We start from the raw sequence: 12,559 nt of genomic DNA, 5'->3' as shown, positions 1-12,559 counted from the left end.
CAGGAATCACGCGGACATCACTCGAATTCCAGGATCACATCATCCACGGCCAGCGAGTCGCCCTTGCCGGCGCTGATCTTGCTGACCACACCGTCCTGCGACGCGAACAGGATGTTTTCCATCTTCATGGCCTCGATCACGGCCAGCTTTTCGCCGGCCTGCACCTTCTGGCCCGGCTGCACGGCCACGTCCACCAGCAGGCCCGGCATGGGCGACAGCAGGAACCTGGACAGGTCCGGCGGTGCCTTGTAGGGCATGAGCCGGTGCAGTTCGCCGCCGCGCGGCGACAGCACCAGGGCGTCGATCTGCGTGCCGTTGTGGATGACGCGCAGGGCCAGCGGGTTCCTGGCCGTGCCGCGCTCGACCTGCGCCGTGAAAGGCTTGCCGTTGCAGCTGCCCTGCACGCACATGGCGCGCATCGGCGTCTCGCTGCGGAAGGTGTAGGGCTTGCCGTCCACGGTGACGGTGCTGGCGCGGCTTTCCGCGTCGAAGTCGGAAACCTGCACCTCGCGGTACTGGTGCTTGCCATCGGCCCCCAGCACGACCACGCAGTAGTCGGCCGAGACCTTGAGCTCATGACCGCGCATCTGGCCGCTGATGGTGGCGGCGCGCGCGCGGTAGCGGCGGTTCATGTGGCCTGCCAGGGCGACCAGGAAGTCGGGGTCGCCGTGCGGCACATCCTCGGCGTGGAAGCCGTGGGCGTAATGCTCGGCAATGAATCCGGTGTTGAACTCGCCGCTCTTGAACTTGGGATGGGCCAGCAGCGCGGCCTGGAACGGGATGTTGGAGCTGATGCCCCGGATCACGAAGGCGTTGAGCGCCTCGCGCATCTTGGCGATGGCGTCGTTGCGGTCGCTGCCGTGCACGATGAGCTTGGCGATCATCGAGTCGTAGAACATCGGGATTTCGCCGCCTTCATACACGCCCGTATCCACGCGCACGCCGTGCAGGTGGCCGGTGTCGGCCTGCCACATGGTCTGCTCGGGCGGCGAAAAGCGCACCAGGCGGCCGGTGGACGGCAGGAAGTTGCGGAACGGGTCCTCGGCGTTGATGCGGCACTCGATGGCCCAGCCATCGCGCTTGACGTCTTCCTGCGCGATGGCCAGCTTCTCGCCAGCGGCCACGCGGATCATCTGCTCGACCAGATCCAGGCCGGTGATGCACTCGGTCACCGGATGCTCCACCTGCAGGCGGGTGTTCATTTCCAGGAAGTAGAAATCCTGGTCCTTGCCCACCACGAACTCCACCGTGCCCGCGCTCTGGTAGCCCACGGCCTTGGCCAGGGCCACGGCCTGCTCTCCCATGGCGCGGCGCGTGGCGTCGCTGATGAAGGGGGACGGCGCCTCTTCGATCACCTTCTGGTGCCGGCGCTGGATGGAGCATTCGCGCTCGTTCAGGTAGATCACGTTGCCGTGGCCGTCGCCCAGCACCTGGATCTCGATGTGGCGCGGCTCCTGCACGAACTTCTCGATGAAGATGCGGTCGTCGCCAAAGCTGTTGCGTGCCTCGTTCTGGCAGCTGGCAAAGCCCTCGAAGGCTTCCTTGTCGTTGTAGGCCACGCGCAGGCCCTTGCCGCCGCCGCCGGCGCTGGCCTTGATCATCACTGGGTAGCCAATGCCCTTGGCGATTTCCACGGCGGCCTCGGGGCCGGCGATGGGATCGTTGTAGCCGGGGATGGTGCTCACGCCCGCCTTGTCGGCCAGCTTCTTGGAGGCGATCTTGTCGCCCATGGCCGCGATGGCCGCGTGCTTGGGGCCGATGAAGGCGATGCCCTCTTCCTCCACGCGCCGGGCGAAGGCCTCGTTCTCGGACAGGAAGCCGTAGCCCGGGTGCACGGCCTGGGCGCCGGTCTGCTTGCACGCGGCAATGATGCGGTCGGCCTGCAGGTAGGACTCGCGGCTGGGCGCGGCGCCGATGTGCACGGCCTCGTCGGCCAGCTTGACGTGGCGTGCCTCGCGGTCCGCATCGGAGTACACCGCCACGGTCTGTATGCCCATCTTGCGGGCGGTGGCGATGACGCGGCAGGCAATCTCGCCGCGGTTGGCAATCAGGATCTTCTTGAACATCTTCGCAGCCTGTTTTTTCTGGATTCGATCTTTGATATCAGGGCCTGGTCACAGAGGGATGTTTCCATGCTTGCGCCACGGATTTTCCAGCTGCTTGTTCTTGAGCATCTGCAGCGAGCGGCAGATGCGCTTGCGCGTCTCATGCGGCTGGATCACATCGTCGATGAAGCCGCGCGCTCCTGCCACGAAGGGGTTGGCGAAGCGGGCCTTGTACTCGGCCTCGCGCGCTGCCAGCTTGGCGGGGTCGTTCTTGTCCTCGCGGAAGATGATCTCCACGGCGCCCTTGGCACCCATCACGGCGATCTCGGCATGGGGCCAGGCCAGGTTGACGTCGCCGCGCAGGTGCTTGGAGGCCATCACGTCATAGGCGCCGCCGTAGGCCTTGCGCGTGATGACGGTGATCTTGGGCACCGTGGCCTCGGCATAGGCGTACAGCAGCTTGGCGCCGTGCTTGATGATGCCGCCGTACTCCTGGCTGGTGCCGGGCATGAAGCCGGGCACGTCCACGAAGGTGACCACGGGGATGTTGAAGGCATCGCAGAAACGCACGAAGCGCGCGGCCTTGATGGAGCTCTTGATGTCCAGGCAGCCGGCCAGCACCAGGGGCTGGTTGGCGACGATGCCCACGGTCTGCCCGTCCATGCGCGCAAAGCCCGTGAGGATGTTCTTGGCGTAGTCGGGCTGCAACTCGAAGAAGTCGCCGTCGTCCACGGTCTTGAGGATCAGCTCCTTCATGTCGTAGGGCTTGTTGGCGTTGTCGGGCACCAGGGTGTCCAGCGACTTGTCGGCGCGGTCCACGGGGTCCGAGGTGTAGCGCACGGGCGCCTTCTCGCGGTTGTTCAGCGGCAGGTAGTTGTAGAGGCGGCGCAGCATCATCAGCGCCTCCACGTCGTTGTCGAAGGCCATGTCGGCCACGCCGCTGCGCGTGGTGTGGGTGATGGCGCCGCCCAGCTCCTCGGCCGTGACCTCCTCGTGCGTCACGGTCTTCACCACTTCGGGGCCGGTGACGAACATGTAGCTGCTGTCCTTGACCATGAAGATGAAGTCGGTCATGGCCGGCGAATACACGGCGCCGCCCGCGCAGGGGCCCATGATCATGGAGATCTGCGGCACCACGCCGCTGGCCAGCACGTTCTTCTGGAACACGTCGGCATAGCCGCCCAGCGAGGCCACGCCTTCCTGGATGCGGGCGCCGCCCGAGTCGTTGAGGCCGATCACGGGGGCGCCGACCTTCATGGCCTGGTCCATGACCTTGCAGATCTTCTCGGCATGGGTCTCGGACAGCGCACCGCCGAAGACGGTGAAGTCCTGGCTGAAGACGAAGACCAGGCGGCCGTTGATCATGCCGTAGCCGGTGACCACGCCGTCGCCGGGGATCTTGCTGTCTTCCATGCCGAAGTCGGTGCAGCGGTGCTCGACGAACATGTCCCATTCCTCGAAGGTGCCGTCGTCCAGCAGCAGCTCGATGCGCTCGCGCGCCGTGAGCTTGCCCTTCTTGTGCTGTGCATCTATGCGCTTTTGGCCGCCACCCAGGCGGGCCTGTTCGCGCTTTGTCTCCAGTTGATCCAGGATGTCTTGCATGCTGCGATTCCTCTAACGTCTAACGGTAAGGTTTGTCTGGTCTTGTCTTGTCGGCCGTCACTGCGGCGCCGCCACGGGGCCGGCCTGCGCCTGCAGCAGATTTCTGGCGGCCGTGCTGGCCGCGATGCGCCCTGCTGCCACGTCGGCCTGCAGCTGGGGCAGCAGCGCCCGCACCTGCGGATGCTGCCGGAAGGCCTGCTTGAGGCCGGAGTCGATGCGCTCCCACATCCAGGACAGGGCCTGGCGTTCGCGGCGCAGCGCCAGGCGGCCGTTGGCCTGCTGCAGGCGGCGGAATTCCTCCACCGCGCTCCAGAAGCCGTCAACGCCCTCTTGCTTGAGCGCGCTGATGGTGATGACCCTGGGCTGCCACAGGCGCTCGTCATGGTGGGCGTGCTCGGGATTGCCGTGCATGCCCAGCAGGCGCAGGCTGGAGGTGATCTGGGCCTGCGCGCGCGTGGCGGCATGGGGATCGATGTCGGCCTTGTTGATGACGACCAGGTCGGCCAGCTCCATCACGCCCTTCTTGATGGCCTGCAGGTCGTCGCCCGCATTGGGCAGTTGCAGCAGGCAGAACATGTCGCACATGCCCTGCACGGCGATCTCGCTCTGGCCCACGCCCACGGTCTCGACGATGACCACATCGTAGCCAGCCGCCTCGCAGACCAGCATGGCCTCGCGGGTTTTCTCGGCCACGCCGCCCAGTGTGCCGCTGCTGGGGCTGGGGCGGATGTAGGCATCCGGATGAACGGACAACTGCTCCATGCGCGTCTTGTCGCCCAGGATGGAGCCGCCAGACACGGTGGACGATGGGTCGATGGCCAGCACCGCCACCCGTAGGCCGCGCCCAATCAGGAACAGGCCCAGCGTCTCGATGAAGGTGCTCTTGCCCACGCCCGGCACGCCGCTGATGCCCAGGCGGAAAGACCCGCCCGTATGCGGCAGCAGGGCCGTGAGCAGCCCATCGGCCGCAGCGCGGTGATCCGTGCGCGTGGATTCCAAAAGGGTGATGGCCTTGGCCATCGCCCGGCGCTGAACGGCAGGGTTGCCGTTCAGGATGCCGTCTTGCATTTGCTCGGGAGTCACTGCGGCGGGCTCAGAGGCTGTTGGCCTGGCGGATCTGCTCGAGCACGTCCTTGGCGCTGGCCGGGATGGGTGTGCCCGGGCCATAGACGCCCTTGACGCCGGCGTTGTAGAGGAAGTCGTAGTCCTGCGCGGGAATCACGCCGCCCACGAAGACGATGATGTCGTCCGCGCCCTGGCGGCGCAGTTCCTCGATGATGGCCGGCACCAGGGTCTTGTGGCCTGCCGCCAGCGTGGATACGCCCACGGCGTGCACGTCGTTCTCGATGGCCTGGCGCGCGCATTCCTCGGGCGTCTGGAACAGCGGGCCCATGTCCACGTCGAAGCCCAGGTCGGCAAATGCCGTGGCCACCACCTTGGCGCCGCGGTCATGGCCGTCCTGGCCCAGCTTGGCGATCATCACGCGCGGGCGGCGGCCCAATTGCTCGGACGATGCGTCGATTTCGCCCTTGAGCTTTTCCCAGCCCTCGGCCGAGTCGTAGGCTGCTGCATACACGCCGGTCACCTTTTGCGTATCGGCGCGGTGGCGCCCGAAAACCTTCTCCAGTGCATCCGAGACCTCGCCCACCGTGGCGCGCAGGCGCACGGCCTGGATGGACAGGTCCAGCAGGTTGCCCTCGCCGCTTTCGGCGGCCTGGGTCAGGGCCTGAAGGGCGGCCTCGACCTTGGCGGCATCGCGGCTGGCCTTGATCTGGTTCAGGCGCGCGATCTGGCTGTCGCGCACCTTGACGTTGTCCACCTCGAGGATGTCGATGGCGTCTTCCTTGGCCAGCTTGTACTTGTTGACGCCGACGATGACATCCTTGCCAGAGTCGATGCGCGCCTGCTTCTCGGCGGCGGCGGCCTCGATCTTGAGCTTGGCCCAGCCCGAATCCACGGCGGCGGTCATGCCGCCCATGGCCTCGACCTCCTCGATGATCTTCCAGGCGGCGTCGGCCATGTCCTGGGTCAGCTTCTCCATCATGTAGCTGCCGGCCCAGGGGTCGATCACATTGGTGATGTGGGTCTCTTCCTGGATGATCAGCTGCGTGTTGCGCGCAATGCGGGCCGAGAACTCGGTGGGCAGCGCGATGGCTTCGTCAAAGCTGTTGGTGTGCAGGCTCTGCGTGCCGCCGAAGACGGCGGCCATGGCCTCGATGGTCGTGCGAACCACGTTGTTGTAGGGGTCCTGCTCGGTCAGCGACCAGCCGGAGGTCTGGCAGTGCGTGCGCAGCATCAGGCTCTTGGCCTTCTTGGCGCCAAAACCCTTCATGATGCGGCACCACAGCAGGCGGGCCGCGCGCATCTTGGCGATTTCCAGGTAGAAATTCATGCCGATGGCCCAGAAGAAGGACAGCCGGCCCGCGAAATCGTCCACATCCATGCCCTTGGCCGTTGCGGTCTTGACGTACTCCTTGCCGTCGGCCAGCGTGAAGGCCAGTTCCAGCGCCTGGTTGGCGCCCGCTTCCTGCATGTGATAGCCCGAGATCGAGATCGAGTTGAACTTGGGCATGTTCTTGCTCGTGTACTCGATGATGTCGCCGATGATGCGCATCGACGGCTGGGGCGGGTAGATATACGTGTTGCGGACCATGAACTCCTTGAGGATGTCGTTCTGTATGGTCCCCGACAGCTGGTCCTGGGCCACGCCCTGCTCCTCGGCCGCCACCACGTAGCCGGCCAGCACGGGCAGCACGGCGCCGTTCATGGTCATGGACACGCTGATCTTGTCCAGCGGGATCTGGTCGAACAGCACCTTCATGTCCTCGACCGAATCGATGGCCACGCCGGCCTTGCCCACGTCGCCCGTCACACGCGGATGGTCGCTGTCGTAGCCCCGGTGCGTGGCCAGGTCGAACGCCACCGACACGCCCTGCCCGCCGGCGGCCAGCGCCTTGCGGTAGAAGGCGTTGGACTCCTCGGCCGTGGAAAAGCCCGCGTACTGGCGAATGGTCCAGGGCCGGCCCGCGTACATGGTGGCCTGCGGGCCGCGGATGTAGGGCTCGAAGCCTGGCAGGCTATCCGTATGGGGCAGATCCGCCGTGTCGGCCGCCGTGTATAGCGGCTTGACGTCGATGCCGTCGGGCGTGGTCCAGTGCAGTGCCTGGATGTCGCCCCCTGGAGCGGCCTTGGCGGCCGCCTGGGCCCATTTCTGCAGGCCGGCAGTTGCAAATTCCTGGCCGTTCTGCGCTGTCGGATGGTCTTGTCTCATGTTCTCAGGCTCGTGAATGACAGGTGCCCTTGAGGGCATGCCCCAGAGCTGCCGCAGTTTACATCATTCATAATTATTCATTCAAAATATCTTTGCCGATACAATCCGGGCCACATGTCGACAAACACCCTCACTCCCCGCGCGCTCTACGAACAGGTGGCAGAGAAGCTGCGCCTGCGCATCTTCGCGCACGAACTGGCGCCTGGTGACTGGATCGACGAACTGAAGATTGCCGAGGAATACGGCATCAGCCGTACCCCGCTGCGCGAGGCGCTGAAGGTGCTGGCCGCCGAGGGCCTGGTGACCATGAAGGTGCGCCGTGGCGCCTATGTGACCGAGGTGTCGTCCAAGGACATTGCCGATGTCTATCACCTGCTGAGCCTGCTGGAATCCGATGCCGTGCAGGTCGTGGCCGAATCGGGCAGCGATGAGGAACTTGCCGCCCTGCAGCAGACCCATGAGGAACTCAAGGCGCAGATGCGCGATGCAGACCGCTTCTTCGAGCTCAACGAGAGCTTTCACATGCAGCTGCTGCAGATCGCCGACAACCGCTGGCGCAACCAGCTGGTGGCCGACCTGCGCAAGGTCATGAAGCTCAACCGCCACAAGTCGCTGTTCAAGCAGGGCCGCATCGAGGACTCGCTGGCCGAGCACGAGACCGTCATGCAGGCCCTGCTGCGCCGCGATGGCGCGGCCGCCGCGCAGGCCATGCGTCAGCACTTCAGGAACGGTCTGGCTGCAGCGTCCTGAACTCGGGTTCATCTGAACCTTGGCTGGCTGGGCAACAGTGGCGACGTAGGCGGGCATGCGGCTCCTGGTTCGCTTCAGGCGCATCGCCCGAGAACGCTGCAGTGCAGCATAAACCTCGCCGCCAACTCCGCACATGTCCGAAGCTGACGCCGGGGCCTGCGGTAACCGGCAGCTATCATCAGCGGCACCATCCACTTCGGTCCGCACCTCTTCGCATGAGCATCCAAGATCCAGCCCGCGCCCCTTCCCTGGCCATGAGCCTGCCTGCCGATGCCAGCATGGCCACGGCCGCCACCCTGGTGGAAATGCTGGCCCTGCGCGTGCAGCAGACGCCCGCAGGCGAGGCCTATCGGGCCTATGACGAGGATGCGCGCAGCTGGAAGTCCCTGAACTGGGCGCAGACCGGCGAGCGCGTGGCCCGGTGGGCGCAGGCCCTGGCTGCTCAGGAACTGGCACCGGGCTCGCGCATTGCCATTCTTTTGCCCAACGGGCTGGATGCCATGTCCATCGACCTGGCCAGCCTGCGCTGCGGCCATGTGCCGGTGCCCCTGCATTCCATAGACAACGCAGGCAGCATTGCCTACATCCTGGCCAATGCCCAGGTGTCCATGCTGTTCGTGGCACAGCAATCCACCTGGGACAAGATCTGCGCCACGGGCCAGGCCCTGCCCGCGCTGCGCAAGGTGGTCGTGGCATCGGCCAAGCCGGCTTCCCGGGCCGCAGAGCCTGACACCGAAGGCGATGCCGCTGCACTGGAGGCCCTGCGCCAGATCCCCGTGCAACCGCTGGCCCAATGGCTGGCTGAAGGCGGCGCAGTCCCCCTGCCCCCGCCTCCCTCTGCCGAGGACCTGGCCGCCGTCGTCTACACCTCGGGCACCACGGGCAAGCCCAAGGGCGTGATGCTCACGCACCGCAACGTGGTCTCCAACGTACAGGCCGTGATGCAGCGGCTGCAGCCGCGCAGCGATGATGTTTTCCTGTCCTTCCTGCCGCTGTCGCACACCTTCGAGCGCACGGCAGGCTACTACCTGGCGATGGCCGTGGGTGCCTGCGTGGCCTATGCGCGCTCCGTGGCCCAGCTGGCCGAGGATCTCAAGACCCAGCGTCCCACGGTGCTGGTCTCCGTGCCGCGCATCTACGAGCGCGTGCACGCCAAGGTCATGGAGGCGCTGGCCCGTGCCCAGCTCAAGGCCCAGCTGTTCGAACTGGCCCAGGCCAGGGGCTGGCAACGCTTTTGTGAAACACAAGGCATTGCCGATGCGCAGGCGCCCCAGCCCGACGTGCCGGGCTGGATGCAATGGCTGCCCTGGCCCGTGCTCAACCATCTGGTGGCCAAGCCGCTGCTGGCCCAGTTTGGCGGGCGTGTGCGCGTGGCCGTGAGCGGTGGCGCACCGCTGTCGCCCACGATTGCGCGCTGTTTTCTCGGCCTGGGCCTGCCGCTGATCCAGGGCTACGGAATGACCGAGACCTCGCCCGTGGTCTGTGCCAACACGCTGGAGGACAACCACCCGGCCACCGTGGGCCGCGCCCTGCCGGGCGTGGAAGTGCGCATTGGCGAGAATCGGGAACTGCAGGTGCGCGGGCCCTGCGTGATGCGAGGCTACTGGCAACGCCCCGAAGACACCGCCAAGACCTTCACAGACGACGGCTGGCTGCGCACCGGCGACCAGGCCGTGATCGAGGATGGGCGCGTGCGCATCCAGGGCCGCATCAAGGAAATCATCGTCACCTCCACCGGCGAGAAGATTCCACCGGCCGACCTGGAGCTGGCCATCACCGGCGACCCGTTCTTCACCCAGGTCTTTGTCGTGGGCGAAGACCGCCCCTTCATCGCCGCCGTGGCCGTCATCGAGCGTGGTGAATGGCAGGCCATGGCCCAGCGCCTGGGCCTGGACCCCGAAGATCCCAAGAGCCTGAACCACGCCGCCGCCGAGCGTGAAGCGCTGGCCCGCATCGAGAAACAGGTGGCCAGTTTTGCCCGCTATGCGGTCCCCCGTGCCGTGCACCTGGAACTGGAGCCCTGGACCATTGAGAACGGGCTGATGACGCCCACCCTCAAGCTCAAGCGCAACAACCTCATGGCGCGGTTTGAATCGCAGATTGCCGCCATGTACACCAAGCCCGCCGAGCGCTGGCAAGGCCGCAACAGCGCGGGGTGACCCCCAGCCCTTGACAAGCCGCCGCCGGAAAACGGTGGCTTTCCTTATTTCTGATCTGAAAATTGATTTATGTAAGTTACATTGAATTGATCAGAAAGAAGGCAAGAGCGCCCTGTCCGCGCTCTTGCCTTGCCCGCTTCAGGCAGCGGCCAATGCCCTGCCGGCGGGCGCCATGCCGATCTCCTTGAACTCGCTGATCCTGAACGTGGCCACCGCCTGGGCCAGCACGCGGGCCTGTCGCTCCAGGCTGGCAGCTGCGGCGGCAGACTCTTCCACCAGGGCAGCGTTTTGCTGCGTGACCTGGTCCATCTGGGAGACCGCCTCGCTGATCTGTCCCAGGCCGCCGCTTTGCTCCACGCTGGCTGCCGAGATGGCCTCGATCAACGACGCCACCTCGCGCACCTGGGATTCGATGGCGTCCATGGCCTTGCCGGCTTCCCGGACCTGGTTGCCGCCCATTCGCACCGTCTCGGTGGAGGCCGTGATCAACGCCTTGATTTCACGCGCCGCTGCGGCGCTGCGCTGGGCCAGGGAGCGCACTTCTCCGGCCACCACGGCAAACCCCCTGCCCTGCTCGCCCGCCCGCGCGGCCTCCACCGCTGCGTTGAGCGCCAGGATATTCGTCTGGAAGGCGATGGAATCGATGACGCCCGTGATCTCGGCAATCTTTCCGCTGCTGGCCGAGATTTCGTCCATGGTGCCCACGACCCTGGCGACAGCGCCACCGCCCACGCCCGCCACCTCCTTGGCACGCACGGCCAGGGCGCTGGCCTGCCGCGCATTCTCCGAACTCTGGCCCACATTGCCTGCCAGCTGCTCCATGGAGGCCGCCGTCTCCTGCAGGCTGGAGGCCTGGTGTTCGGTGCGGCTGCTCAGGTCCTGGTTGCCTGCGGCGATCTGGCTGGATGCCGTGGTCACCGACTCCACCCCGCGCCGCACATCGCCAACGATGCTGGCCAGCGATTCGCGCATGGCACTCATGGAGCGCAGCAGGTCGCCGACTTCGTCGCGCCCCGTGGCCTGGATCTCGGAAGCCAGATCGCCCTGCTCGATGTGCCGGGCCACCTCCACGGCGGACTTCAGGGGAACGGTGATGGAGCGCGTGACCACATAGCCCAGCGCCACGGCGAGGATGACAGCGGCCGCGACAAAGCCGTAGATCAGCATCTGCGACTGCGCCAGGACCTGGCGGGAGTCCGCATACACATCCTCGGATGCCTTGAGCTGCAGCTCCACCAGTTCGCCGATCTTGGCGCTGATGGGGTCTACGCTGGCATACAGCGCGCCATCGAACTCGTCCAGGCTGCCGGCCCTTTTTCCATCCAGCGTCTTGAGCCGCTGCAGCAGCCGGTCGATGCTCTGGTTGGCAGGTGCGAACAGCGCCTGCGCCTGGCTGGCCAGCACGGCCTCCTGCGAGGTCAGCTGTGTGGACGAATAGCTGCGCCAGGCCGCGTCGATCGCGGGCAGCGTGCCGGAAATGCTCGCCGCTGCCTCCTGCGCCGTGATCAGGCCGGCATTCGCCTTGTTGACCGTATCTATGACGTTGACGGCGTAGGCGTCCGCAATCTGCTTGAGCTGCTTGAGCGGAACCACGCGGTCCTGGTACATGGTCTGCGTGCCCGAGAACACATGGCCCAGCGCCCTTGCGCCGACGGCGCCCACGGCCATCAGGCAGATCAGCAGAACAAGAAAAACACCGGTAAGCCGGGTACCGATACGCACATCGCCGAGTTTTTTCATCGCAGATCCCTCTGTCCCCGTGACGCCATCGGTATAGGCCATCGCTATCGCATCCCGGCAGTCACATTGCTTGCCTTATCGGTAGCAACCGCCGGTTTCTTGAGAGTCAAAAATCAATAAGTTCCATAGGAGTTGCGACGCTCGCGGCTACCGCCCCGCAGGCAAGCCCCCTTCCCCATCCGTGTTGCAGAGCCAACCCTCTCAAAGTCCGAACAGCATTCTCATGTAAGTTACATTTAATACCTTGAAAAACGGCCCGTGAAAACACGGGCCATCTCACTGGATCAGACGTAGACGTCGACCACGCCGCCCAGCCCGGGCGCCTTGCCGCCCTTCGATGGGGATTGCGATGACGCCTCGGCGGCCGCCTGCTGCTGCTCGCGCTGCTTGTCGAGCTGGGCCTGCTGCCTGGCGCGCATCAGCGCCTCGATCTGGTTTTGCACCATCATGATCTGCGTCTGCAGCAGCTTGGACTTCTGTTGCTTGGCCTTGGCGTCGATGTTCTCGGAGGCCACTTCCTTGAGCGCCTGCTGCAGCTCCTTGAGCTTGCGCTGCAACGCAGCGATGTCATTGCCGCCGGAGGATGAAGCGGCTCCCGAGGCGGAAGCCGAGGTGGAGGATGAGACTTGCATGCCCCCTACATCGACCACTGGCGGGCGAACTGAAGGCCCAAAACACCCCACCCCCGGCCGCCATCACCCCAGCCAGTGCCGCAGCGCACCCGCCGACGCAATGCCGATCAGCACCGTCGGCAGAATGGGCAGCCGGCTGGCCGCCACCAGCGTCACCACCAGGGCCAGCAGATCGGCCGGACGCTCGGACACAAACGCCGGGGCAATCACCGAGATCAGCACGCAGCCCGGCAGGCTTTCCATCACGTACTGCATGCGCGGGCTCAGCGTGCGCCCGCGCAGCAGCAGGTAGCCGATCACCCGCGTGAAATACGTGCTGCACGCCATGAGCACCAGCGTCAGCACGGTTGTGGCTTCCAT

At 65.7% G+C, this 12,559-nt stretch carries 9 protein-coding genes; 2 read left to right on the top strand and 7 right to left on the bottom strand.

Translation table 11 applies throughout. From position 1 onward, the window contains the following. Window positions 1–17 precede the first annotated feature (17 nt). Genes ACF8ML_RS13015 through scpA form a run of 4 tightly spaced genes read right to left on the bottom strand, consistent with a single transcriptional unit; the run spans window position 18 to window position 6,918 of the window. Complete coding sequence (locus ACF8ML_RS13015; RefSeq protein ID WP_016446054.1) at window positions 18–2,066, bottom strand: acetyl/propionyl/methylcrotonyl-CoA carboxylase subunit alpha; 2,049 nt, start codon at window positions 2,064–2,066, stop codon at window positions 18–20. A 48-nt stretch (window positions 2,067–2,114) separates the two neighbouring features. Beyond that, window positions 2,115–3,647, bottom strand: coding sequence for an acyl-CoA carboxylase subunit beta (locus tag ACF8ML_RS13010; protein ID WP_016446053.1), 1,533 nt, complete (start codon window positions 3,645–3,647; stop codon window positions 2,115–2,117). A 57-nt stretch (window positions 3,648–3,704) separates the two neighbouring features. Next, window positions 3,705–4,715: a methylmalonyl Co-A mutase-associated GTPase MeaB gene (meaB, locus tag ACF8ML_RS13005; RefSeq protein ID WP_046238533.1), complete on the bottom strand. Its 1,011-nt coding sequence runs from the start codon at window positions 4,713–4,715 to the stop codon at window positions 3,705–3,707. Between the two features lie 25 nt (window positions 4,716–4,740). After that, window positions 4,741–6,918, bottom strand: coding sequence for a methylmalonyl-CoA mutase (gene scpA, locus ACF8ML_RS13000; protein WP_392407176.1), 2,178 nt, complete (start codon window positions 6,916–6,918; stop codon window positions 4,741–4,743). 114 nt (window positions 6,919–7,032) lie between these two features. On the opposite strand from scpA, the gene ACF8ML_RS12995 reads away from it, so the two are divergent. Continuing rightward, a complete protein-coding gene (locus ACF8ML_RS12995; protein WP_016446050.1) occupies window positions 7,033–7,668 on the top strand; it encodes a GntR family transcriptional regulator in 636 nt (211 codons plus the stop codon). Window positions 7,669–7,883: 215 nt separating this feature from the next. Then, entirely contained in the window at window positions 7,884–9,827 is a 1,944-nt protein-coding gene (locus ACF8ML_RS12990; RefSeq protein WP_392407175.1) for an AMP-dependent synthetase/ligase, read from the top strand. 138 nt (window positions 9,828–9,965) lie between these two features. Here the strand turns inward: ACF8ML_RS12990 and ACF8ML_RS12985 are convergent, their stop codons facing one another. From ACF8ML_RS12985 to ACF8ML_RS12975, 3 genes are all read right to left on the bottom strand, one after another. Continuing rightward, window positions 9,966–11,567: a methyl-accepting chemotaxis protein gene (locus tag ACF8ML_RS12985; protein ID WP_046238556.1), complete on the bottom strand. Its 1,602-nt coding sequence runs from the start codon at window positions 11,565–11,567 to the stop codon at window positions 9,966–9,968. Between the two features lie 284 nt (window positions 11,568–11,851). After that, on the bottom strand, window positions 11,852–12,199 hold the full coding sequence (locus ACF8ML_RS12980; RefSeq protein WP_209669309.1) for a FlxA-like family protein: 348 nt from the start codon (window positions 12,197–12,199) through the stop codon (window positions 11,852–11,854). A gap of 63 nt (window positions 12,200–12,262) precedes the next feature. Continuing rightward, window positions 12,263–12,559, bottom strand: coding sequence for an AzlD family protein (locus tag ACF8ML_RS12975; protein ID WP_017405618.1), 297 nt, complete (start codon window positions 12,557–12,559; stop codon window positions 12,263–12,265).

The sequence above is a fragment of the Delftia sp. WSY_10 genome (assembly GCF_043104705.1).
Lineage (GTDB): Bacteria > Pseudomonadota > Gammaproteobacteria > Burkholderiales > Burkholderiaceae_C > Comamonas > Comamonas tsuruhatensis.
Note: the sequence above shows the minus strand (reverse complement) of the source record. Positions and strands in the feature narration are given on the sequence as shown.

Excerpts from the sequence above, each read along its gene's own strand:
- meaB (WP_046238533.1), bottom strand. The coding sequence starts at position 4,715 with ATGCAAGACGGCATCCTGAACGGCAACCCTGCCGTTCAGCGCCGGGCG.
- ACF8ML_RS12995 (WP_016446050.1), top strand. The coding sequence starts at position 7,033 with ATGTCGACAAACACCCTCACTCCCCGCGCGCTCTACGAACAGGTGGCA.
- scpA (WP_392407176.1), bottom strand. The coding sequence starts at position 6,918 with ATGAGACAAGACCATCCGACAGCGCAGAACGGCCAGGAATTTGCAACT.
- ACF8ML_RS13010 (WP_016446053.1), bottom strand. The coding sequence starts at position 3,647 with ATGCAAGACATCCTGGATCAACTGGAGACAAAGCGCGAACAGGCCCGC.
- ACF8ML_RS12975 (WP_017405618.1), bottom strand. The coding sequence starts at position 12,559 with ATGGAAGCCACAACCGTGCTGACGCTGGTGCTCATGGCGTGCAGCACG.
- ACF8ML_RS12980 (WP_209669309.1), bottom strand. The coding sequence starts at position 12,199 with ATGCAAGTCTCATCCTCCACCTCGGCTTCCGCCTCGGGAGCCGCTTCA.
- ACF8ML_RS13015 (WP_016446054.1), bottom strand. The coding sequence starts at position 2,066 with ATGTTCAAGAAGATCCTGATTGCCAACCGCGGCGAGATTGCCTGCCGC.
- ACF8ML_RS12990 (WP_392407175.1), top strand. The coding sequence starts at position 7,884 with ATGAGCATCCAAGATCCAGCCCGCGCCCCTTCCCTGGCCATGAGCCTG.
- ACF8ML_RS12985 (WP_046238556.1), bottom strand. The coding sequence starts at position 11,567 with ATGAAAAAACTCGGCGATGTGCGTATCGGTACCCGGCTTACCGGTGTT.